This window comes from Trinickia sp. NRRL B-1857, assembly GCF_050470685.1.
Lineage (GTDB): Bacteria > Pseudomonadota > Gammaproteobacteria > Burkholderiales > Burkholderiaceae > Trinickia.
This window is the reverse complement of sequence record NZ_JBFLUK010000001.1, coordinates 2976215-2997833: the sequence shown is the minus strand read 5'-3', so window position 1 is coordinate 2997833 and position 21619 is coordinate 2976215. Positions and strand designations below refer to the sequence as shown.

General features: G+C 64.8%; 18 protein-coding genes and 1 pseudogene. 9 read left to right on the top strand and 10 right to left on the bottom strand.

The window, feature by feature from the left end; genetic code table 11:
* Window positions 1-156 precede the first annotated feature (156 nt).
* Window positions 157-648, bottom strand: a complete 492-nt coding sequence (locus AB1286_RS13330) for a response regulator (RefSeq protein ID WP_430363733.1) — start codon at window positions 646-648, stop codon at window positions 157-159.
* 500 nt (window positions 649-1148) lie between these two features.
* Between AB1286_RS13330 and AB1286_RS13325 the strand changes: the two genes are divergently transcribed.
* Window positions 1149-1610 carry a DUF2844 domain-containing protein gene (locus tag AB1286_RS13325; protein ID WP_430363732.1) on the top strand — a complete coding sequence of 154 codons (462 nt, stop codon included), beginning with the start codon at window positions 1149-1151 and terminating at the stop codon, window positions 1608-1610.
* Between the two features lie 13 nt (window positions 1611-1623).
* Entirely contained in the window at window positions 1624-2877 is a 1254-nt protein-coding gene (locus tag AB1286_RS13320) for a DUF3443 domain-containing protein (protein ID WP_430363731.1), read from the top strand.
* Between the two features lie 121 nt (window positions 2878-2998).
* Here AB1286_RS13320 and AB1286_RS13315 read toward each other — a convergent pair whose 3' ends face one another.
* Together AB1286_RS13315 and AB1286_RS13310 are read right to left on the bottom strand one after the other, a co-directional pair.
* Window positions 2999-3634: a LysE family translocator gene (locus AB1286_RS13315; protein WP_430363730.1), complete on the bottom strand. Its 636-nt coding sequence runs from the start codon at window positions 3632-3634 to the stop codon at window positions 2999-3001.
* 149 nt (window positions 3635-3783) lie between these two features.
* A complete protein-coding gene (locus tag AB1286_RS13310; RefSeq protein ID WP_430363729.1) occupies window positions 3784-4653 on the bottom strand; it encodes an NAD(P)-dependent oxidoreductase in 870 nt (289 codons plus the stop codon).
* 105 nt (window positions 4654-4758) lie between these two features.
* Here AB1286_RS13310 and AB1286_RS13305 point away from each other — a divergent pair, with 105 nt between their 5' ends.
* Entirely contained in the window at window positions 4759-5568 is an 810-nt protein-coding gene (locus AB1286_RS13305) for a Mut7-C RNAse domain-containing protein (RefSeq protein ID WP_430363728.1), read from the top strand.
* On the opposite strand, the gene AB1286_RS13300 is transcribed toward AB1286_RS13305, so the two are convergent.
* Entirely contained in the window at window positions 5546-7054 is a 1509-nt protein-coding gene (locus AB1286_RS13300; RefSeq protein WP_430363727.1) for a carbohydrate porin, read from the bottom strand. The two genes, AB1286_RS13305 and AB1286_RS13300, sit on opposite strands and share 23 nt — an antisense overlap.
* A 1153-nt stretch (window positions 7055-8207) precedes the next feature.
* Here AB1286_RS13300 and AB1286_RS13295 point away from each other — a divergent pair.
* On the top strand, window positions 8208-8360 hold the full coding sequence (locus tag AB1286_RS13295) for a hypothetical protein (protein ID WP_430363726.1): 153 nt from the start codon (window positions 8208-8210) through the stop codon (window positions 8358-8360).
* Window positions 8361-8455: 95 nt separating this feature from the next.
* Window positions 8456-10102, top strand: a complete 1647-nt coding sequence (locus tag AB1286_RS13290; RefSeq protein ID WP_430363725.1) for an NRAMP family divalent metal transporter — start codon at window positions 8456-8458, stop codon at window positions 10100-10102.
* A 47-nt stretch (window positions 10103-10149) separates the two neighbouring features.
* On the opposite strand, the gene AB1286_RS13285 is transcribed toward AB1286_RS13290, so the two are convergent.
* From AB1286_RS13285 to AB1286_RS13275, 3 genes are all read right to left on the bottom strand, one after another.
* Window positions 10150-11172 (bottom strand): class I fructose-bisphosphate aldolase, encoded by a 1023-nt coding sequence (locus AB1286_RS13285; RefSeq protein ID WP_430363724.1) that lies wholly within the window; start codon window positions 11170-11172, stop codon window positions 10150-10152.
* 181 nt (window positions 11173-11353) lie between these two features.
* Window positions 11354-12088: an Hpt domain-containing response regulator gene (locus AB1286_RS13280; RefSeq protein WP_430363723.1), complete on the bottom strand. Its 735-nt coding sequence runs from the start codon at window positions 12086-12088 to the stop codon at window positions 11354-11356.
* Window positions 12089-12247: 159 nt separating this feature from the next.
* Entirely contained in the window at window positions 12248-13156 is a 909-nt protein-coding gene (locus AB1286_RS13275) for a DMT family transporter (protein WP_430363722.1), read from the bottom strand.
* A 177-nt stretch (window positions 13157-13333) separates the two neighbouring features.
* On the opposite strand from AB1286_RS13275, the gene AB1286_RS13270 reads away from it, so the two are divergent.
* Window positions 13334-14266 carry a helix-turn-helix domain-containing protein gene (locus AB1286_RS13270; protein WP_430363721.1) on the top strand — a complete coding sequence of 311 codons (933 nt, stop codon included), beginning with the start codon at window positions 13334-13336 and terminating at the stop codon, window positions 14264-14266.
* Here AB1286_RS13270 and AB1286_RS13265 read toward each other — a convergent pair.
* A complete protein-coding gene (locus AB1286_RS13265; RefSeq protein ID WP_430363720.1) occupies window positions 14239-15171 on the bottom strand; it encodes a LysR family transcriptional regulator in 933 nt (310 codons plus the stop codon). The two genes, AB1286_RS13270 and AB1286_RS13265, sit on opposite strands and share 28 nt — an antisense overlap.
* Before the next feature lie 153 nt (window positions 15172-15324).
* On the opposite strand from AB1286_RS13265, the gene AB1286_RS13260 reads away from it, so the two are divergent.
* The 3 genes and pseudogenes from AB1286_RS13260 (at window position 15325) to AB1286_RS13250 (ending at window position 18403) form a co-directional block, all read left to right on the top strand.
* Entirely contained in the window at window positions 15325-15966 is a 642-nt protein-coding gene (locus AB1286_RS13260) for a glutathione S-transferase family protein (RefSeq protein WP_430363719.1), read from the top strand.
* A gap of 29 nt (window positions 15967-15995) precedes the next feature.
* Window positions 15996-16988 (top strand): annotated as a pseudogene (locus AB1286_RS13255) (pyridoxamine 5'-phosphate oxidase family protein); the annotation flags it as partial.
* Between the two features lie 107 nt (window positions 16989-17095).
* Complete coding sequence (locus tag AB1286_RS13250) at window positions 17096-18403, top strand: Nramp family divalent metal transporter (RefSeq protein ID WP_430363718.1); 1308 nt, start codon at window positions 17096-17098, stop codon at window positions 18401-18403.
* Window positions 18404-18420: 17 nt separating this feature from the next.
* On the opposite strand, the gene nirK is transcribed toward AB1286_RS13250, so the two are convergent.
* Both nirK and AB1286_RS13240 read right to left on the bottom strand, forming a co-directional pair.
* Window positions 18421-19932 carry a copper-containing nitrite reductase gene (gene nirK / locus AB1286_RS13245; RefSeq protein ID WP_430363717.1) on the bottom strand — a complete coding sequence of 504 codons (1512 nt, stop codon included), beginning with the start codon at window positions 19930-19932 and terminating at the stop codon, window positions 18421-18423.
* 344 nt (window positions 19933-20276) lie between these two features.
* A complete protein-coding gene (locus AB1286_RS13240; protein WP_430363716.1) occupies window positions 20277-21584 on the bottom strand; it encodes a DNA topoisomerase IB in 1308 nt (435 codons plus the stop codon).
* Window positions 21585-21619 lie beyond the last annotated feature (35 nt).

The following is a 21619-nucleotide window of genomic DNA, read 5'->3' as shown; positions in this document are numbered from 1 at the left end:
AAGCCCGCCTAAAGGGCGGGCTGAATCCATATCAGAGGAGACATGGAGGAGACACTTTCACTCTAGCAAACCGTTTGATGCGATGCAACAGACCCTATTGACCCGCCTCGACCGCGTTGCCTACACGCAACACGTTTGCGCTAAAAGACCGTTCCGTCATACGAGCGTCAACGAAAGCAAAAAGCCCAATTGATCGACGCCGACCGGCTTCACCAGGTGTACATCGAAGCCGGCGGCCAGCGCCATGTCGCGATACTGCGGCTGGCCCCATCCGGTGAGCGCAATCAGTAGCAATGCGGATTGTCCACCCAACTCACGCAACGCGCGTGCCGCGGACAAGCCGTCGAGCATCGGCGCGCCGACGTCGATCAAGGCCGCATCGGGCGGCAGCCGGCGGGCCAACTCGAGTGCTTCCTCGACGCCCTTCGCCGCGACGGCTTCGTAGCCCAGACTTTCGACCAGATTGACCAGCATTCGGCGAGCGGTGTCGTCGCGATCCGCGATGAGCACCTTCTTGCGATGACAAGCCGCAGCGGGCGCCGCGCACGCGTCGCGACCGCCCGCATGATCGTGCCATCCGGTTGCTCCGCCGCGTTCGTCCGTTTCGTTCGCGACCGTCCCTTGCGCGCCGTACCCATCGGATTTCATTGCTTCATCCTCGTTGCACAGTGCCTATCGAGCCCGCCGGGCGCACCCGGCTCGAACTGCCTATGATCTTTCGCGTTGACACGGATATCGTCACATCCCAGTTAAACGAGCGTTTGGAGACCAACTTCAGCACTCGATTAAAAATAAGGGTTTCTGCTGACATACGCAAAATTTTTTTCAGCAACGCGACAAGGCGTCGCGTCATCCGTCCGATTTAAACGCGCCAACGCCGCTCGACAACGGCCTCAGCCTTATCCCATGCGGCCTTCGCTCCCTCATTGAAACGCGACGTCGCTACGCTCGCGTCCTCACATTGCCCTCACCGCCGCCTAGCCCTCCGCGAAAAGCAATGACCGAGGCCTAAAGTTCGGCGCCGCGCGTCCGTTCAACGCACTGGTTACGGCATTGCTCGCGCGACGCCGGCTGGGCGGGCCACTGCCCGTCGGTGCGACGCCCCCTCGAGGCCGTCTCGCCGGTGCATCTAGAACGAAGGAAACGCAGTGAAATCGCATCTCTTCTCGAGCGCAATGGCTGCCGCGCTCGCCGCGGCAAGCCTGATCGCCGCCCCCGACGCCCTGGCCACGCTCGGCCAGCACGTCGCCAGTGTCGCCACGGACGCCACGCGTCTCACGGCAGTAGCCCACGCAAGCATCGTGCAAGGCCCCTACACCGTCCACACCATCACGCTGCCTTCGGGCACCGTCGTGCGCGAGTACGTCGGGGCGGACGGCATCGTCTTCGGCGTCGCCTGGGAAGGGCCTACGCTCCCGGATCTAAAAACGACGCTGGGCACCGCGTTCGATCGCTTCGCCGGCGCGAATCCGACGCGCGGCGGCGGTCCGCTCGCGGTGTCGGCCGACGACCTCGTCGTCTACTCGGGCGGACATCTGCGCGCCTTCTCCGGGCGGGCCTACCTACCTCACGCTCTGCCCGCCGGCGTCGATGCCGGTGCGGTGCGCTAAGGGGGGACGAACGATGATTCGCTTGAGCACGTCAAGAATCGTCAAGCTGGCCACAGCCTGGTTCATCGCCTGTTCAATCGCCGCATGCGGCGGGGGCGGTGGGGGTTCCGACTCCGCGTCCGGCTCGATCAGCAACACGTCCGCCTCTCCGTCGGCAGCGCCGGCGCCGGCCGCCAATGTCGCGACGATCACCGTCGACCAGGGCGTATCGGGCGTACCCAACATGCCGTTCGTGAGCGTGACGGTCTGCGCACCCGGCACCGGCAATTGCCAAACGATCGACCATGTCCTCGTCGACACGGGCTCGTGGGGCCTGCGCGTATTCGCGTCGCAACTGCCCGCCTCGGTGGCCCTCCCGCAGCAAACGAACGGCAACGGCGGCGCCCTCGCGGAATGCATGCAGTTCTACGACGGCTACACCTGGGGCTCGGTGCGCCAAGCCGACGTTCAAATCGGCGGCGAGCGCGCGCAATCGCTGCCGATTCAAGTCATCGATCCGAACTACGCAGCCGTACCGGGCACCTGCGCCAATGTGGGCGCCCCCCGCAACACGGCGAGCGCGCTCGCCGCCAACGGCATCCTCGGCATCGGCGTGTTCAAGCACGACTGCGGGGCCGCGTGCGCAACACAACCGATCGCCGGCACTTATTACACTTGCTCCGGCACGAACTGCACATCGACGGCCGTGGCCGAATCATTGCAAGTCGCCAATCCGGTGCCTTATTTCGGGACGGACGGCAACGGCGTCATCGTCAGCTTGCCCGCCGTACCGGGCGGCAGCGCGGCGAGCGTAAGCGGACAGCTCATTTTCGGGATCGGCACGCAGAGCAACAATGGGCTCGCGACGGCGCAGGTCGTCGCCGTCGATCCCATCCGCGGCGTGTTCACGACGACGCAAAACGGCACGACTTACACGCGCGGTTTCATCGACAGCGGCTCGACGGGGCTGTTTTTCGACACCAATTTGATGTCGGCATGCGCGAGCCCCGACCAGGCGTACTACTGTCCGAGCGGCACCGAGCAATTGAGCGCCGTCAACACCGGCAGTAACGGTCAGACCAGCACCGTCAGCTTCAGCGTCGGCAACGCCGCGCAGATTTGGCAGGCATCGGGCGGCGGCGCGGCGATGCCCTTATTCGCCGGTCCCGCGTTCGTCGGCTCGCAAGATTTCGACTGGGGATTGCCGTTCTTCTACGGCCGCAACGTCTACACGGCCATTGAGCAGCAGTCCACCCCGGGCGGCGCCGGCCCCTACTTCGCGTATTGATCGGACGGCACCGGGTTCGCTACGACGATTGGGTGTCCTAACGAATCTCGGCCGCACGAAAAAAGGGGGCGACGCATCGGCTGCGTCGCCCCCTTCTTATTTAGCCTGCAACAACCGGCGTTCAGTGCCGCACGAGCGCCATCATCGCGCCGAACCCGACGAACACGCCGCCCGTCAACCGATTGAATGCGCGTGCGACGCGCCCGCTTTTGAGCGTCGAGCCGATCCGCGCCCCGCAAATCGCGTAGACGAGATACCAACTCACCTCGATCACGGCGAACGTCACGACGAGGACGCCGAATTGCGGCAGCGTCGCCTTGGATGCATCGATGAATTGGGGCAACAGCGCTGCGGCGAACAGGATCGCCTTCGGATTGCTGCTCGCGACGAGAAAGCCGTTGCGATAAAGCGCGCCGAGCGAACGCGCCGGCCGGGTCGACGGCTCTTGCGCCGCCGCGTTCGCGCCATCGTCGACTTTGGCTCGCCAAGACTTCACGCCAAGATAAATCAGGTACGCCGCGCCAATCAGTCGCAAAGCGTCGAACATCGTCGGCCACGCCTTCAGAAATACGCCCAGCCCCGCGGCGGAGATCGAGAGCATCAAGACGAGCGCCGACAAACAGCCGGCCATCGTGGCGCTGGCACGGCGAATCGTATGCTGTGCGCTAGCCGTCATCACGACGAGCATGTTCGGACCGGGAATGGCGCAGACGACGAAGACGGTAGCGACGAACAGCCACCACGTATGCAGATTCATGACGCAAAGCCTCCGGTAAAGACGTGAGTCGGCGATTATGCGCTCGATCGCCGACTCACGTATGCCGTTGGCATTTGCCGTGCATTTTCTACGAAGATTCGTAGCTGCATACCCGTCGGCCCTTCGACCGTGCAGCCGACGAACCGTCGTCAGCGCCCCGCGCGTCGCGCCGCGACTTCGCCGAGCACGGCGAAGTCCTTCTCGCCCTCGCCGCGAGCCATGACCTCGACGAGATTGTCTCGCACGAGGCTCGCGAGCGGCATCGGCGTCGATACGGCCTCCGCCGCCGCCATGGCCAGCCGGACATCCTTGAGCCCGAGCGAGGCTTTGAACAGCGCGGGTTCATAGCGCCGCTCGGCGATCAGCTTGCCGTACCCGGCATAAACGGGGCCAGGGAATGCGCTCGAGGTAATGACGTCGAGATAGTCGGTCATCGCAACGCCATAAGCGGCCAACAGCGACGACGCCTCGCCCAACGCCTCGATCGCCGATGCGAGCGTGAAATTCGCCGCCAGCTTGATCACGTTCGCATGCTGGGCAAGCGAGCCGATCCGGCAAGTCTTTTGTCCGATCACATCGAAGATGGGCTGAACGCGGTCGATAGCCTCCGCTGGGCCGGCGGCCATGATCGTCAGCTTGCCGGCCGCGGCCACGTCGGGCCGGCCCATGACGGGCGCGGCGACGTAATGAATCCCGCGCGAGGCGTGCTCGCGTGCCATCGTCTCGGCCAACGCCACCGAGACGGTCGCCATGTTCACGTGCACTAGGCCGCGCGGCGCCGAATCGAGCAGCGCCGCATCGATGACGCGCGTCATGGCGGCATCGTCCGCCAGCATCGAGAAAACGGCATCGCCGGCGAACGCGGCCGAGGGCTCGTCGACGATGGTTGCTCCGAGCGATGCGAGCGGCTGCGCGCGCTCGCGCGTGCGGTTCCACACGCGCACCCCATGTCCGGCTTTCAGCATGTTTTCGACGATCGCATGGCCCATATTGCCAAGGCCGATAAAGCCGATATCCATTGACTCGCTCCTTCGCTTCGCTCAAAAGTCGGAAGTAGAGCACGAGTGAAAAGAACGTGCCGGCAGCCACGCACGCTTTACCGCCTGCGGTGCCATACTCGCGTCATGCCGACCGTCACCGCCACGTTCCGGTTTTACGAAGAGCTGAACGATTTTCTCGCCCGGCCGCTCCGCGCTCGCGCCTTCGATTGCGCCTGCGCGCACAGCGCCACGACCAAACACATGATCGAGGCGCTCGGCGTGCCGCACACCGAGGTCGAACTCATCGTCGTCAACGGCGAATCGGTCGGCTTCGACCGCGTGCTCGAAGACGGCGATCGCGTCGCCGTCTATCCGAAATTCGAAGCGCTCGATATCTCGCCGCTGCTACGCGTGCGCGAGCGTCCGCTGCGTACCGTGAAATTCATCGCCGACGCCCATCTTGGCGGACTCGCGCAACTGCTGCGCCTGGCCGGCTTCGATACGCTGTACGACAATCATTTCGCCGACGCCGAAATCGAGGCGCTCGCGATGGAGCAAGCGCGCATCGTTCTCACGCGCGATCGCGAGCTGCTCAAACGCCGGACGATCACGCACGGCTGCTACGTCAGAGCGCTCAAGCCGCAGGCGCAGTTGCGCGAGATCATCGATCGGCTCGATTTGGCCGGCGCCATCCATGCGTTCCGGCTGTGCCTGTCATGTAACGCCCCGCTGCGGCGCATCGACAAAGCGCAAGCGCTCGGTCGCGCGCCCGAAGGCGTACTCGAGCGCCACTCGCAGTTCGTCACCTGCGACGTTTGCCGGCGCGTCTTTTGGGAAGGCTCGCACTGGAGACGCATGCGCACGTTGATCGATTCGCTGGTCCCCGAACATCGCGCGCGCGACACCGAGCCGCGACAAGAAGACCCCGACGTCAGAACGTCAAAACCGTCCTAACGCCACCCACGGCTTCATTGCCGATACGCGCGCCACCCGCGCTCGGATTGGGCACGCCGCCGCCCGGGCGGAAGAAATACTGTAGATCCGCCTGCACGACCCACCAGGGCGCGACCTGGTATTGATAGGTCGCCTCCAAGACCGTTTCGGCGGTACGCACGGGATAGCCCGGCGTCCCGGCGGCCGCCGTGTCGCGATCGAAGGCGCTCGCATGAGAGCCGACGTCGGCATAGCCGAGCGCAAGCCCTACGGAGTCGTTGTCGCGGCCAGCGAACGGCGCCTTTAGAACCACGCCCGCATTGGCGCTGAAATCCACGGCGTTGCGATCGCCCGGTGCCCCCATCAAGCGCGCGAACACACCGATCGAGCGTGCCGAGTCGGGGTTCGGTCGCCAAACCATTTGATCCGCTACGGCATAAAGGCTGAAATTGCCGTGCCGCATGCGCGGCTGGCCGTTCGACGCCGGATCGGCGAGCGACAGGCCGTCCGTGCCTTCGCGCTGATCGGCGAAGCGCGCGTTGCTGTACCAAAAGCCGATCTTGTAGGTACCCGGCAACACCCCGGCGGCAGATGGCGCCCCGGCCGCCGGCTGTTGGCCGATCTCATACTGCATTTCGCCGATAGCGAGTAGCCCGTCGTGCACGTTGAAGCGCGTGCCGCTACCGTTCAACCGCTGCGGATCGCCGTTGCCGGGTGCGGGATTGCTGTCGAAGACGCCGCCGAGGATCGTCACCGCATCGCCGAGCTTGTAGCGGGCGCGCACGCCCAGCGACGAAAGCGGATACGCCGGCCCGCCCGCCGGTAGATCGGCGGCAGGCAGCACAGGCCAGCCGAACGTCGCATTCAAGAACGTGTTCGCGTACTGGCTGACGATGAACTCCTGATCGAGACTTTGCTGGCCGACCTTGACGTCCCACGCATCGCCGAACGACTGCCGGTACCAGAGCTCCCAGAGTCGCGTGGTCGCCTCGGCTTCGACGCCGCTTGCGCTTTGCAGCGTCGACAAATGCGACGCCGTGATCCCTCGCCCGTGAATCTGCAAGGCATCGACGAAAAACTGCCCGCCCGACAGCCCAAGCGCCTTGCCCATATCGACGCTCAAACCGAACTGCGTCGCGCCATCGTAGGCGAGGCCGCGCCGCGTTCCGCCGGAGACGTTGCCCATCAGCTCGCTCGTCTCCTGCAAGGTGAACGTGATGCCGTGATCGTCTAGCCAAGGCCGCACGCCGCCTATGCCGCCCAGCAGGGTCGGGCGGTCCCATAGTCCTGTCGGCGCCGCATCGCTCAGTGCGCTCGCGCCCTCGGCGGGCGCCGCTTGCGCGTTTGCCTGCGCAGAGGCACCGCCCGCGATCGCAAGCGCGGCGAGCATGGCCGTGGCAGGGTGGATGGCGCGCGGCGAAAACGCCGCCGCATCGTCCGACGATTGAAGATCGGCCGGTAGGCCGAGATAGGCGCGCGACACGCGCAAGAAACGATCGATATCCATAAAGCCCCCGTTCGTCCGGATTCGCGCCGGACGAGCTATATGAACGACATCAAGCTCGCGCTCGTACAAGCGCGGCGGTCATTCGTAACGATTGGAGCGTGCGACCGACGGAACGTCCTAGGGACGGTCCGATTGAAAGCGCGCTGACCCGGCAATGCGAGTCAGCGGCACGGGAGATCCGGCGTGGCTAACGCGCGATTGCGAATGTGTTGCCGGCATGGGCCGGCGAACGAGATCGACTACAAGAGCCTGCGTCCACGAGGGACTCTCCTCAGAACTAAAACAGGGCGGATTCTATGCGCACCTATTTTGGCGATGCAAGCGCAATCTCATTCACGTCCGAGCGAAACGGGACCTCCGATTCGCGAAATGTGCCGCCCGTCGAACGCGATGGCCCGCATCATGCGCCGATGTTGTTGCGCCCATCTGACACTTGGCGGCAGCAGGCCGATGCGGCGATGCCCCCTGCCCCAAGGAATCGCGAGCGAGGTGCACGCTAGCCCACGGACGAGCGCAAATATTTTTACTTGGATCAAAATCGCGGGTTGACGCCCGTCAGACGCGACAACTAAAATTTCATCAATTCCACAAGTGGGGCATATGCCTTGGACAGTTGCAGTAGTCGACCTTCGAACAGTGTTTCCGCCTGATCGGCACGACGTCAGCTGAATTCTTCCTTTAGCCGCCGTCCAGCCAATAGGCAGACGGTGCGCATCGCAGTCACTTCCTAGCTTTTTCGCGCATCGATTTCGAATGGCCACCGTGCCGTTCGGTTGCCGCTTTGCGTTCGTTTTCGCGCACAGCGGGCCGCCGACGGTTCGTCGCCGCGCGCCGCGTTTGCGCGCGACGCCTCACTAAAGCACCGGCCGCGTGCATGGCCTAAAGCCATGCGCCGGCCGTGCCGATGAACACGTTCGTACGCGCCTCGCGTGCGGACCTTGCGAGAAAGGAGTCCTCGATGACCGACCCCGACCCTAGTCGATCTACGACAAGGCGTGCCACGCACGCCGCACGCACCGCCTGAACCGCGGCCACCTGCGTTCCTTCCCGCCTGATCCTGCCGATAACGGCGCAGGCGAGCGGAAACCGGCACGGCAGCAAGCGATCAGGCCGCCTCGATCCGGTTTCAACGATGCAAATGGAAGGAATCGCCATGCACTTCGCCCTCCTCGTCTCGCAACTGCCGCATTTGAACGACGCGCGCGGCCACTATCCCGACCCGCTTGCGCGGGCAACGCGCCTCTCGGGCGCAGCGCGCTGCCTCGCCTGGCTTCGCACGCTGCCGATGCGCATGCGCGCGCACTGACGACGCCCTCGAGAGCACGGGTTCGACCGGCCGATGGCCGGCGGCCCGAGCCGCACGACGAATACAAAAAAAGCATCGCTAAGGAATAAAGACCTATGTCCACGCCAGCAAACGTCTCGTCCGCACGTAGCGCCGTGCTCGACGACGCCCACATCGGCGACATCAAAGGGGCCTTCGGCACGATCGCCCATCACGACACGGCCCCCCGCCGCAATTGGTCGGCGCGCCTGCGCACCCTGCTCGCCATTCTTGGCCCGGGGCTCATCGTCATGGTCGGCGATAACGACGCCGGCGCCTTCGGCACCTACACGCAAGCAGGCCAAAACTACGGCACGACGCTCTTATGGACGCTCGCGCTGTTGATCCCCGTGCTCTACGTCAACCAAGAAATGGTGCTGCGTTTAGGCGCCGTGACGGGTGTTGGCCATGCGCGGCTGATCTTTCAGCGTTTCGGCAAGTTCTGGGGCGCTTTCAGCGTCATCGATCTATTCCTGCTGAACGCGCTGACGATCGTCACCGAATTCATCGGCATCACGTTCGCACTCGACTTCCTCGGCGTATCGAAGGTGCTCGGCGTGTGCATCGCGGCGGTATTGACGATGGCTGCTGTCAGCACGGGCGACTTCCGGCGCTTCGAGCGCTTTGCGATCGTGCTCTGCTTGTTGAGCCTCTTGCTCGTGCCGGTGCTCGTCTCCGTGCACCCGCCGGTCGCAGTGATTGCTCGCGACTTCGCCGTGCCGAGCTGGCCCGCGCATTCGAAGCTTTCCGACGTCATGCTGCTCGTCATCGGCATCGTCGGCACGACGGTCGCGCCGTGGCAGTTGTTCTTCCAGCAAAGCTACGTCATCGATAAGCGCATTACGCCGCGCTTCATGAAGTACGAAAAGATCGACCTGTGGCTCGGGATCGGCTTCGTCATCGTCGGCGCCGTGGCCATGATGGCTTTCACGGCCGCGCTGTTCCACGGCCGCGCCGAGTTCGGTCAATTCACCGATGCGCGCGCCGTCATCTCGGGCCTGCATCGATACGTCGGCGAGACCTCGGCCACGATCTTCGCGGTGGCATTGCTCGATGCGTCGATCATCGGCGCGGCCGCCGTCTCGTTGTCGACCGCCTATGCGATCGGCGACGTGTTCGGCATCCGTCATTCGCTGCATCGTAGCGTGCTCGACGCCAAAGGCTTTTACCTCGTCTACTTCGGTATCGTGGCGCTCGCCGCCGCGCTCGTGCTGATGCCGGGCAGCCCGCTCGGCCTCTTGACCGAAGCTGTGCAAACGCTCGCCGGCGTCTTGCTGCCGAGCGCCACGGTATTCTTGCTGCTGCTGTGCAACGATAAAGCCGTGCTCGGACCTTGGGTCAACTCCAAGCGCTTGAACCTCTTCACGGGCGCGGTCATCGCCGTCCTCGTCGTGCTCTCGATCATCCTGACGGCCGCGACCGTGTTTCCCGATATTTCCGGCACGGCGATCGTCGAGATCCTCATCGGCGGCATCGGATTTTTCGTACTCGCCTATCTCGGTTCGCAATGGCTTCGGCGCCAGGACAGCGCGGGCCCGGCCGATGAAATGTCCGATGGGGCGAAGCGCGCATTGCGCGACACATGGCGGATGCCGCCTCTCGACGAATTGGCGGCACCGAAGCTCACGTTCGCGACCCGGCTGTGGATGGGTGCGCTGCGCGGTTACCTCGTGATCGCGGTGGGACTCGTCATCGTCAAAGTCGTGCAACTGGCGATGCATTGAGCAATGGCGACGGTGCCGGCTTCGTCCGGCGCCGTCCTCGCCACAGGTCACGCGCGGCCTTCTTCCTTCGCGTCATAGCGTCCGCGCGCAGCCGCGCCATTCAAGCGCGCGCGTTCGAGCAGCGCCTGTTGGGCGGCCTTCACCTTTTCGGACTTACCCCGCCATGCGGCAAGCGGGGGCTCTTGCAATGCGCGTCCGTAAGAAAAGCTGAGCGGCCATGGGCGCCGCCCGGTGCGGTTGATCGCATTGAGGTTAGCGCTCGCTTCTTGCGGCGTTTGCCCACCCGATAAGAAATAGATCCCGGCGACGGCCGGCGGGACCGTCCTGCCGAGGATCGCGACGGTACGCGCGGCCACTTCGTCGACCCTCGCTTTCCGCTCGTGGTCCTTGCCGGCAAGGACCATGCTGGGCTTAAGCAGCATATGCTCGAGCACGACCGCATGACGGTGCAACGCATGAAACACCTCGTGCAATACGCGTTCGGTCACCTCCGCACAGCGGTCGATCGAGTGTCCCCCGTCCATCAGCACCTCCGGCTCGACGATCGGCACCACGCCCGCTTCCTGGCAAATCGCGGCATAGCGCGCGAGCGATTCGGCATTCGCCTGCATGGCGAGCCGGCTCGGCAAAGTCTCGGACACGTTGTAGACGGCGCGCCACTTCGCAAAACGGGCCCCTTGCGCTTTGTATTTCTCGAGGCGCGCGGCAAGGCCGTCGAGCCCCTGCGTGATTTCATCGCCGCTTGCATGCGCGAGCGCGATTTTGCCCGTATCGACCTTGATACCCGGCACGATGCCCTGCCGCGCAGCCAAGCTCGGTAGCGCTTCGCCGTCGTCGGCATGCTGCCCCAGCGTTTCCTCGTACAGAATGACGCCGCTCACGTATTGGCCGAGGCCCGGCGTGGACAGCAGAAGCGCGCGCCAAGCGCGGCGATTCTCCTCGGTGGATTCGACGTCGATCGTCTTGAATCGCTTGGCGATCGTGCCGCCGCTTTCGTCGGCGGCCAGCAGGCCCTTGCCATCTTGGACGATGGCGTCGATGGTGGATTGCAATGCGCTCTCGTTTTGCATCGTCTGGCTCCTTAAGCAAAAGGGCGCGCGGCGCGAGACGCGCGCGCACTCGACATGCTCGGATTCAGTGTGCGCGGCACGGCGCCGCCGCCGCTGTGCGTTCGACCGCTCAGTACGAAAGGCTAGGCACGCAAGCGGCGTGCCGCCGATACGAAGCGCCGACGCGCCCGGCCTCGATAGGTCAAGCGCGCCTCGTGCGCCGCCCGACTCGGGCGCAAAGCTGCAAAAAGCGCGCGATTCGCCGCGCGTTTGACTCGACACCCTCGCCATGCAGATGGCGCTGCAATTGGGCGCAAGCCTCGCGCGCACGCGCCGCTCCGATCATGGCAAGCACGCCGTGCAGCCGATGGAGCCGCGCAAGCAATGCCTGGGGGTCCGCCGCGGCAAGCGCGGCATGTAGCGCGCGTTCGTCGTCGGGCCAAGTAGCGGCGAACGCTTCTTGGAGCGCGCGCTGGGCGGCGCGAGCCGCGAGCGTATCGTCCGGCGCGCGGCCGATGTGCGTATGCAGCAAGCCGCGCAATTGCGTCATCGAAAACGGTTTGCGCAGCACGGCGGCAAAGCCGCAAGGCGGCTCCGTCGCGAACGGCAAGCCGCCTGCTTGGGCGCCGGCCGATATCGGCTCGCGCCACGCCGTTCCCGCAATGACGGGCATCGACAACCCGTGGGCCCGCATCGCCGTCAATAGCGCTTGGCCATCCATCTTGGGCATGCACAGATCGGTGATGACAAGGTGGTAGCGACGGCTGAGGGCGCGAGTGAGCGCATCCACGCCGTCCGATGCGGTATCGACGCCGCGGCAGCCGAGCGCATCCAATTGGTCGGCGAGGATGAAACGCGCGAGCGCATCGTCGTCGACGACGAGAATGCGCGCGTCGGAAAGTGCGTCGATTTCGGTCGAATCGTGTCTCTCGAGCATGGCGGCCTCCGTGCGTGCGCCGCGCCCTGCTTCGACACGCTCGCCGCGAACGATCGACGAAGGTAACGCTCGATTCGCGCCGCCGCGCTGCCATGCGAAAAAAAAGGACCGCGGGCCGGCCGTCGACAGCGCGAGCCGATCCGCGGACAGGACCGAAACTTATCTCAGCGCCCGTTCACGCGTACGGAACATCGGCAATTGCCGAAACACCTTGAATGCGACGAGGTTGCCGAGCACGACGAGGGCCAAGCCCGCTCCCGCCGGCACCGACCATCGATATCCCTCGAAGACGGTCGACACGGCCAGCGCCACGAACGGAAACAGCACCGTGCAATACGCGGCGCGTTCGGGGCCGATGCGGCCGACGAGCATGAGGTAAGTCGTGAAGCCGATCACGGAACCGGGCACGGCCAGGTAAAGCAGCGCGCCGATATAGCGCGGCGTCCATTCGGGCTGGAACGAGAATCCGGCCGCGAGGCTACCCACCGTCAGCACGCAAGCGCCGATCAACATCGCCCACCCGTTCGTGACCGTGGGATGCAGACCCATCGATTGCATCCGGCTCGAGAGCAGATTGCCGATCGAAAAGCACATCGTGCCGACGAGCGTGATGCCCAAACCGACCCACATCGTCCGGTCGCCGGCGTGCTCGGCCATTTGCGGCGCGAACAGGCACAAGATGCCGATCAGTCCCAGCACCGCGCCGACGATCGCGCTCGGCTGCAATGCCCGCCCCATGAAAATGCGGCCGTTGACGGCATTGAACAGCGGCGCCGTGGAGAAGACGACCGCGACGAGCCCGCTCGGCACGATTTGCTCGGCGTAATAGAAGCACAGAAAGTTGCAGCAAAAGAGCGCAAGACCCTGCCCGAAAAGCAGCGGCCAAGCGGCGCGCGGCGGCCGCATCGGGCGGCGCATAAGCCGCACGAGCGCGAGCATGACGATCGACGCGAGGATGAAACGGAAAGCGATCGAGACGGGCGGCGCGACGACGCCGGTCTGCCATTTGATGGCGATCCAGGTCGTGCCCCAAATGAGCACGGTGGCGAAATAAAGCGCTAAGTTCATGACGGCACTCGAACGGCGTTGAGCGAGCCGACACGGCTCCCCCGGTCCCGCCACTATGCCGCCGCCCCTCGCCTGCCGCGTTGTCTAACTTTGCGGTTTTATTCGGGCGTGCCGGGCGTGCCGCGGCCACTTTCTCTATACTCATCCCGTCATGACCCGATTCGCATCGCCCCCGCCGTGAACGCGAGCCCTTTCGCCCCTGCTATCACCGACGCCTCGCGCGCCGACCCACCGCCGTTCGGCATGCAGTCGGTGGGCGTGACGCTCGCCAACGCGAATGCGACGCTCGAACGCTTCGCCTGGCTGGGCGACCGGCTCGCAGCGGCTGTCTGGCGGCGCGACATCGTCGAAGACGAGACGGCGTACGACCAGCCGGGCCACCACACGCTCTCGTGCTACTTGAACGGCGGCTACCGCACCGAGCGGCAAAAGCTGCCGGGGCAGTACGGCGCGCCGCAGCGGCTATGCGCGCTGCCGGGCGATCACGAATCGCGCTGGTGGGTGCGCGGCCACATGCACTTCTTGCATCTTTACTTTCTGCCGGAGCACTTCACCCGGCGCGCCGTGCACGAGCTCGATCGCGAGCCGCGCGAACTGACGCTCGCCGACCGCACGTATTTCGAAGACGCCCATATGGCCGCCCTATGCCGCTCGCTCGCGGCGCTGCCGTGGGAGGGGCCGGACGACCGGTTGCGCGCGAACGAAGCGGCCCATGAGATTCTGAGTCTGCTGCTGCGCAGCCAAGCCGCGCGACGCGACGATGCGTCGTTGAAAGGCGGTCTGGCACCGGTCGTCAGACGGCGACTGCGCGATTACATCGATACGCATTTGGCCGATAAGGTCACGCTGGGCGATCTGTCCGATGTGGCTTGTCTGTCGGAATTTCATCTGTCGCGGATGTTTCGCGCCTCGTTCGGCATGGCGCCCCATGCTTGGATCGCCGAACGGCGTGCCGACCTCGCGCGCGAATTGCTGCGCACGACGACGCTGCCGCTCGATCAGATCGCCGCGCGCACCGGCTACGCCAACGCAAGCCACTTCGGTCATCGCTTCCGGGCCGCCGTCGGTGCGTCGCCGCTCGCCTATCGCCGAGCGCTCATGCCCGCGTGATCCGTGCGCGCCAAATGCGCGCGCAATGCGTCGATCACGGCCGCGACCTTCGCGGACGGCTGGCGCGTCGAGGGGAAAATCGCTTGAATGGCGGCCGGCTCGCCGGCCCATTCGGGAAGCAGCCGCACGAGGCGCCCCGCCGCCAAGTCCTCGCCGATCGAAAAGTCCGTCAGAAGCCCGAACCCCGCCCCCGCCAACGTGGCGGCGCGCCCTGCGCTGGCCGTGTTCGACATGAACGCGCGGTTGCAGCGGACGGTCGCGCGCCGTCCGCTCGCATCGCGCAGCGTCAGCGTGTCAGGGTGACCGAGCGTCGATAGCCCGACGAACGGCAGCTCGGCGAGCTCGCTCGGCGACTTCGGCGGGCGCCGGCCTTCGAGAAAGGCGGGACTCGCGACGATCCAGCGCAAGTACTGACCGAGCCGCGCCGATCGATAGCTCGAATCCTTCAAATTGCCCAAGCGCACGGCCACGTCGATGCGCTCGGCGACGAGATCGACATAGCCTTCGCCGCAGATCAATTCCACGCCCAAGTCCGGATGGTCGCGCTGGAGCGCGGCCAGAGCCGGCGCGACGACCAACTCCCCGTAATCGACGGGAGAGGCCACGCGAACGGCGCCACGCAGTGGGCCCGAAGTGGAGGCGATCGTCTCGAGCGCGTCGGCGGCCGTGCGTAGACACGCCCGGCTCGCTTCATAGAGGGTCCGTCCGGCCTCGGTCAAGTTCGAACGGCGCGTCGTTCGCACGATCAGTGTCACGCCGACTTCCGCTTCCAGCCGCTGAATGTGGGCGCTGACCATCGTTTTGGCGAGTCCGAGCCGCTCGGCGGCCGCACTGAGCGATCCCGCCTCCACGACAGCGGCGAAAACCACAAGACGATTCAGGTTCACGTCGCGCAAATCGGGCATGGTCGATTGTTCATTAAGAGTGGACTGTGATTGCCCGATTATCCATCTTATCTATTCAATCGTGCAGCGATAGACTTCCTTCGAACCTGGCGGAGTATGGGTTTCCCGCCGCGCCGAGGTCCCTCTCAACGCCACCGCCATAAGGAACGAGCCATGCCGCTTTCCCGCCCAGACCAGCCCATTCGCCTGCATGGAATGCGTCTTTCCGGCCATACGCACCGCGCCGCGCTGTTCCTAAGCCTGCTCGGCCTGCCGTTCGACACGATCGAGGTCGATCTCGCGGCCGGCGAACAAAAACGTCCGGCATTCTTGGCGATGAGCCCGTTCGGTCAAGTGCCGGTGCTCGAAGACGGCGACACGGTGATTTTCGATTCGACGGCCATCCTCGTTTATCTGGCGAAGCGTTACGGCGATCCGTCGTGGCTGCCCGAAGATGCGATCGGCGCGGCGCGCGTGCAGCAGTGGCTGTCGATGGCCTCCGGCCCCATCGCATACGGCCCGTGTGCGGCGCGCCTCGTGAAAGTGTTCGGCGCGAAGCTCGATCATGACGTGGCCGTTCGTATCGCCGCGCGGTTCTTCGAGGCCATCGAACCGGAACTCGGCAAACAGCCGTTCGCCGTGGGCGAGCAACCGACGATCGCCGACGTCGCCGCCTATAGCTATATCGCCCATGCTCCGGAGGGCGGCGTCTCGCTCGCCCCCTATCCGAACATTCGCGCCTGGCTCGCGCGCATCGAAGCGCTACCGGGTTTCGTCGCCATGCCGGCGTCCGCGATTCCCGCCAACGCGCAGTAACGCTTCTCCTACTAGGACGGACGCACGACATGAGCACCGCGCCCCACTCACTCATCGCCCAAGCGCCGGTCTCCGGCTGGGATCTCGACGAAACCCCGTTCCATGCCGGTGAAATCGCCGTGCAAACGCGGGCGGGCGTTCAGGCGAAGGCCGAGGTCGGCGGACGGCGCGGCATCCGGCGCTTCATGCCCGAGCAGCACCGCCAGTTCTTCGGGCAACTGCCGTTCATCGTCCTTGGAGGGATCGACGCGCACGGGCAACCGTGGGCAACGCTGCGCATCGGAGAGCCGGGATTCGTTTCCTCGCCCGACGCGAGAACGCTGCTCATTGCCGGCGAGGCGTTGCCCGGCGATCCGCTCGCGGACGCTTGGCAAGCCGGCTCGGCGCTCGGCGGGCTCGGCATCGAGTTGCCGACGCGCCGGCGCAATCGCGTCAACGGCACCGTCGTGCGCATCGAGGGCGATGCGATGACGGTCGCGGTGCGTCAAAGCTTCGGCAACTGCGCGAAGTACATTCAAAGCCGCACGCCCACGCGCATCGATGGATCGAACCCTGCCGCCGCATCGGCGCCGCGGCCGGAGCGAGCTACGGCGCTCGATGCCGCGGACCGCGCGTTGATCGAGCGCAGCGATACCTACTTCATTGCCACGCGGAGCAGCCTTGGCGAAGACGGCGCGGCCGGGGGCGTGGACGTCTCCCACCGCGGCGGATTGCCCGGGTTCGTTCGCGTCGAAAACGACCGCACCTTCGTCGCGCCCGATTACCGCGGCAACCTATTCTTCAACACACTGGGCAATCTCGCCGTCGACGCGCGCGCCGGTCTCGTGTTCATCGACTTCGAGCGAGGCGACTTGCTCTACGTTGCCGCCCACGCGGAGATCGTCTGGGACGAAGCCGCGCGCCAAGCGTTTCCCGGCGCCGAACGGCTCGTGCGATTCGAGGTCGACGAGATCCGCCGCAGCCCAGTTGCGCTGCCGTTTCGCTGGTCCGAGGTCGACTACGCGCCGCAATGGCGGGCAATGAACGCCGAGTAAGACACCGCATCGCGTCGATTTATAAAAACAATTATCATTCTCATATCGATAGCTTTTATCATGGACACCAAGAACAAAGACTGACGAGGTGCGCCATGACGACTGCGCAGATGCAATTGGGCTTGAGCGAACGCACGACGCTCGCGATCGGCGACGCCCTCGCCGGCCGGGGCGGACGCGGCCCGCTCGCGCGTGCCCGCTCGGCGCTGCTTTTCGCGGGGCCGGCGGTGATCGCCTCCATTGCCTACGTCGATCCCGGCAACTTCGCCACGAATTTGCAGGCCGGCGCCAAGTACGGCTATTCGCTGCTGTGGGTCGTGGTGGCCGCGAACGTCATCGCGATGCTGTTCCAAGGCCTCTCCGCGAAGCTCGGGATCGTCACGAACCGCAATCTCGCCGAAGTGAGCCGCGCCCACTTCCCGTTGCCTGTCGTATATGCGATGTGGGGGATCAGCGAAGTCGCCGCGATGGCGACCGACCTCGCCGAATTCCTCGGTGGCGCCCTCGGCTTGTCGCTGCTGCTCCATGTGCCCCTGCTCGTCGGCATGGGTTTGACGGGGATCGTCACCTACGCGATCCTCGCCGCCGAGCGTCAGGGCTTTCGTCCGCTCGAGCTCATCGTCGGCTCCTTGATCGGCACCGTGGCGCTTGCCTATGTCGTCGAACTGATGCTCGTCGACGTCGATTGGTCCGCCGCGGCCTACGGCGCCGTCGTGCCGCAGTTGCAAGGCCCGGGCGCGCTTTCCGTCGCCGTCGGGATTCTCGGCGCCACGGTCATGCCGCACGCGATTTATCTGCATTCCGGCTTGACGCAAAACCGCGCGCCGGCGATCGACGATACCGGGCGCCGTAAGCTGCTGCGCTTTTCCAATCGCGAGGTCGTCGTCGCGCTGTCGGTCGCGGGCCTCGTCAACGTGGCGATGGTCATCATGGCGAGCGGCGCTTTTCACGCCGGCCATGCCGACGTCGCCGAAATCGAAACGGCCTATCGCAGCCTGACGCCGCTGCTCGGCGCGGGCGCGGCAGCCGTGTTCCTCGTGTCGCTGCTGGCCTCGGGTATTTCCAGCTCGGTCGTCGGCACGATGGCCGGACAAATGGTCATGCAAGGCTTCGTCGGTTTTCGCATCCCCGTCGGCGCGCGCCGGTTGCTGACGATGGTGCCGGCCTTCATCGTCGTGGCGCTCGGCGTGAATGCGACCGACGCGTTGCTCTATAGCCAAGTCGCACTGAGCTTCGCCCTGCCCGTGCCGATGATCGCGCTCGTGATCGTCACGAGCCGGCGCGAGATCATGGGCGCCTTCGCCAACAGCCGGCGCGTCACGGTCGCCGCCGCGGCGGCGACGCTCGTGATCCTCGCCCTGAACGTCGTGCTCGTATTGCAGAGCCTGGGGCTCATGCACTGACGCGCCGTATGCTTCGGCTATTGCGCCGATCCGACGTGGTACACCGTCGGATCGGCGTTGCCGCGAACGTCCAACACGCCCACGAGCCCTTTTCCGGCGCGCGTCAGCGCATGATCGACGAGCATGTACTTGCCCGGGTATTGCATCTTCATCTCGACGATCGCGGCGGCCCCCGGCGGCACGAGCGTCGTTTGCACGTCGTGCATCACGCCGCTCAGCGAACCGTCCTCATAGACCGTATCGAATACCCCGCCGATGATATGGAACGACGATATCTTGTTGGGCCCGCCCACGCCGAAGTAGATGCGCACGGTTTGCCCCACGTCGGCAGTCAACTCGTGCGTCTTCGTCAATGAGCCCACGGCGCCGTTGAACACGTAATACTCGGGTTGCTCGGCAGACAGTTTCGCCATATCGACTTGCTGGTGAACGTGCGCACCGAACGGTTGGCTCGTGTACATCTCGCCTTGCATCACGTAGTACTCCTTATCGACCTTCGGCAGGCCGCCCGCCGGCTCGATCAAGATCATGCCGTACATGCCCGCGGCGATGTGCTCGGGCACGAGCGGCGTCGCGCAGTGATAGACGAACAGGCCCGGATGCAACGCCTTGAACGTGAAGGTCTTTTGTTGGCCCGGCGCGACCTGCGTGTCGGCGCCGCCGCCCATCCCGCCGGTTACGGCGTGCAAGTCGATCGAATGCGTCATCTTGCTCGTGGCGGCGTTCGAAAGCGTCAGCTCGATCGTATCGCCCACGCGCGCGCGCAACATCGGTCCCGGCACTTTTTTATCGAAAGTCCAGTACGTAAAGCTCGTGCCGTTGTCGAGCTTGCCTGTCACTTCGTCGGTTTCGATCCGGTACTTGATCGTCTCCGGCGCCCGAGCGCCGACCGGCGGCGGCACCGCAGCGGGATCGCCCGCGACGCTGACCGCATTCGGGTCGGCCGGCAACGCAGCGGCTGCCGGCGCTTGCACCGTTGGCATCGGCATCGCATGGCCGTCCATACCGCCTGCGGCCGCTGCCGGTTCGACCCCGCCCACACCGCCGATGTCATGGTGCGCGGCAACGGGCGACGCGCTCGTACCGGTTACGATCAGCTTGCCTTCCATGCCCGCTTCGCGATGACCCGGTACGCTGCAAAAATAGTTGAACTCGCCCGCACGTGATGCGACGAAGCGTAGCGTCGTCCCACCGGTCGCACCGCTGAAGCGTTTCGATTCGACTTTCAAATCCGGGAACGTAATGTCATGTTCCGCGCCTTCGCTGCTGACAATCGAAATCTCCACCGTATCGCCCAATTGAACTTTGAGATCGGGATCGGTATTCCCATGTTCGTCTTCATAGACGAGCTTGCCGTCCGCAATATTCGTCTTCAATACGAAGTGGCGAACGTGACCGGTGGCCGCGGCTGTTTGAACCGCGTGCGCCGATGCGGCGGATGAATTGGCGGCAAAGCCGACGCTGGTACCGCCCGCCGCCAGTAGCGCGACGGCGAGATAAATCGGGGCGGTGATACGGAACTTGCACATGCTGTGCTCCATAGCCGAATTGAGTTTTCCGCGGCTAAATCGATTTGGATTCCTAACTAAATTGCGTATTGCCTTAACGGCAAGGAATGCGAACCCATCGCACGCGCCGCGTTCAATGCATTGCGATGTTTATGTATACGCAATGGATCGTACAGGGCGCCTCGATTAATTAAATTGACAGTTATCAAGCAAAAAAACAGATCAAATTCGACTCTGATCGGACCGCATTCGCAAGCTGCCATTTCCGGTAGCCGCGAATCGATATGGGCGCGACTGCTCGATCGGCGGCGACGGCCGCGCACGTTGATGCCCCGGCTATCGACAACCTCTTTACCTAATTCGGGTCAGGCGTTGCGGGACGCGGGCCGTACCTTTACACCGTGCGGTTTTGCCACACGCCTCGATTTCGCCAGCAAGCGCACGAGACGAGTGTCTTCGCGAGGCACCTCGGGCATATCGGGCGATCGAGCGGTCGCGCGCGATTTTCCGTTCGCATTTTTGTGCGTGCGCTCCGCTTGTTTCGCCACGGCTTCGCTGCGCTTGGCCTCGCGTTTGACCCGCCTCGCTTCGCGCGCAAGCAGCGTTGCGAAAGCCGCCTCGTCGGCTTTCAATCCCCGGCGAGATCCGCCCTTCGGTAAATCGCCTAGCGCGCCGGCTTCGAATGCCTCGACGACGACCGGATGGATGTAGCAGCGACGGCATACGGCAGGCGTATTGCGCAGCGTCGATGCAACGCTTTTCACGGTTTGCAGTAGATGCTTGCGCCCCTCGGCGGCGCTGCGCGGCTCGACCCGTCTAAGCGCTGCCAAAGCGAACACGCTGCCCGCCCACGTCCGATAGTCCTTGGCCGTGAAATCGGCGCCGCTGGCCTCGCGCAAGTATTCGTTGATGTCCGAGGAGCCCACGGGACGGTGTTCGCCTTCGTCGTCGACATATTGAAAGAGTTCGCGTCCCGGCAAATCCATGCACTGGCGCACGATGCGGGCGATCCGCGGATCGTCGACGTCGACATCGTGTTCGATCCCGCTCTTGCCGCGAAAGCGAAAACGCAGATGCGTCCCCCGCACCGCCGCGTGCCGCTTGCGCAGCGTCGTGAGCCCGAACGAGCCGTTCTCGCGTGCGTACTCGGCACTACCGACGCGCACGAGCGTGAGATCGAGCAAGCGGACGACCGTTGCCGCGACTTTTTCCCATGGCATGCCCGGCGCGCGTAGATCCCGCGCGACGCGCGCACGGATCTTCGGTAGCGCGTTGCCGAATTCGGCCATCCGCTCGTACTTCGTCGCATCGCGTATCTCGCGCCAACGGACGTGATAGCGGTACTGCTTGCGGCGGCGCGCGTCTCGGCCGGTGGCCTGCAAATGGCCTAGCGGATCGGGGCAGATCCATACGTCGGAATAGGCCGGCGGAACCGCGAGCGCGCGGATGCGAGCTAGGTCGTCGTCGTCGCTGATGCGCCGGCCGCTCGGATCGAAGTAGACGAACCGCCCTCGTACCAACTTGCGTGTGATGCCGGGCCGGCGGTCGTCGACATAGCGAAGGTCCTTGGGCAAATCGATAGGGATTGCCCGCGGCTGCGGCTGGGCGCCCGATTCGGCGTCCGCGCCCGCCTTGCCCGGTTGCGCACGCTTCGCTCGACGAGGAGTAGACATAGGAGAAACGGACACAAGCCGCGACGATGCAGTTC

Coding starts and splice junctions, on each gene's coding strand:
- AB1286_RS13330 (WP_430363733.1), bottom strand. CDS start 648: ATGAAATCCGATGGGTACGGCGCGCAAGGGACGGTCGCGAACGAAACG.
- AB1286_RS13320 (WP_430363731.1), top strand. CDS start 1,624: ATGATTCGCTTGAGCACGTCAAGAATCGTCAAGCTGGCCACAGCCTGG.
- AB1286_RS13315 (WP_430363730.1), bottom strand. CDS start 3,634: ATGAATCTGCATACGTGGTGGCTGTTCGTCGCTACCGTCTTCGTCGTC.
- AB1286_RS13310 (WP_430363729.1), bottom strand. CDS start 4,653: ATGGATATCGGCTTTATCGGCCTTGGCAATATGGGCCATGCGATCGTC.
- AB1286_RS13305 (WP_430363728.1), top strand. CDS start 4,759: ATGCCGACCGTCACCGCCACGTTCCGGTTTTACGAAGAGCTGAACGAT.
- AB1286_RS13300 (WP_430363727.1), bottom strand. CDS start 7,054: ATGGATATCGATCGTTTCTTGCGCGTGTCGCGCGCCTATCTCGGCCTA.
- AB1286_RS13295 (WP_430363726.1), top strand. CDS start 8,208: ATGCACTTCGCCCTCCTCGTCTCGCAACTGCCGCATTTGAACGACGCG.
- AB1286_RS13290 (WP_430363725.1), top strand. CDS start 8,456: ATGTCCACGCCAGCAAACGTCTCGTCCGCACGTAGCGCCGTGCTCGAC.
- AB1286_RS13285 (WP_430363724.1), bottom strand. CDS start 11,172: ATGCAAAACGAGAGCGCATTGCAATCCACCATCGACGCCATCGTCCAA.
- AB1286_RS13280 (WP_430363723.1), bottom strand. CDS start 12,088: ATGCTCGAGAGACACGATTCGACCGAAATCGACGCACTTTCCGACGCG.
- AB1286_RS13275 (WP_430363722.1), bottom strand. CDS start 13,156: ATGAACTTAGCGCTTTATTTCGCCACCGTGCTCATTTGGGGCACGACC.
- AB1286_RS13265 (WP_430363720.1), bottom strand. CDS start 15,171: ATGCCCGATTTGCGCGACGTGAACCTGAATCGTCTTGTGGTTTTCGCC.
- AB1286_RS13260 (WP_430363719.1), top strand. CDS start 15,325: ATGCCGCTTTCCCGCCCAGACCAGCCCATTCGCCTGCATGGAATGCGT.
- AB1286_RS13250 (WP_430363718.1), top strand. CDS start 17,096: ATGACGACTGCGCAGATGCAATTGGGCTTGAGCGAACGCACGACGCTC.
- nirK (WP_430363717.1), bottom strand. CDS start 19,932: ATGTGCAAGTTCCGTATCACCGCCCCGATTTATCTCGCCGTCGCGCTA.
- AB1286_RS13240 (WP_430363716.1), bottom strand. CDS start 21,584: ATGTCTACTCCTCGTCGAGCGAAGCGTGCGCAACCGGGCAAGGCGGGC.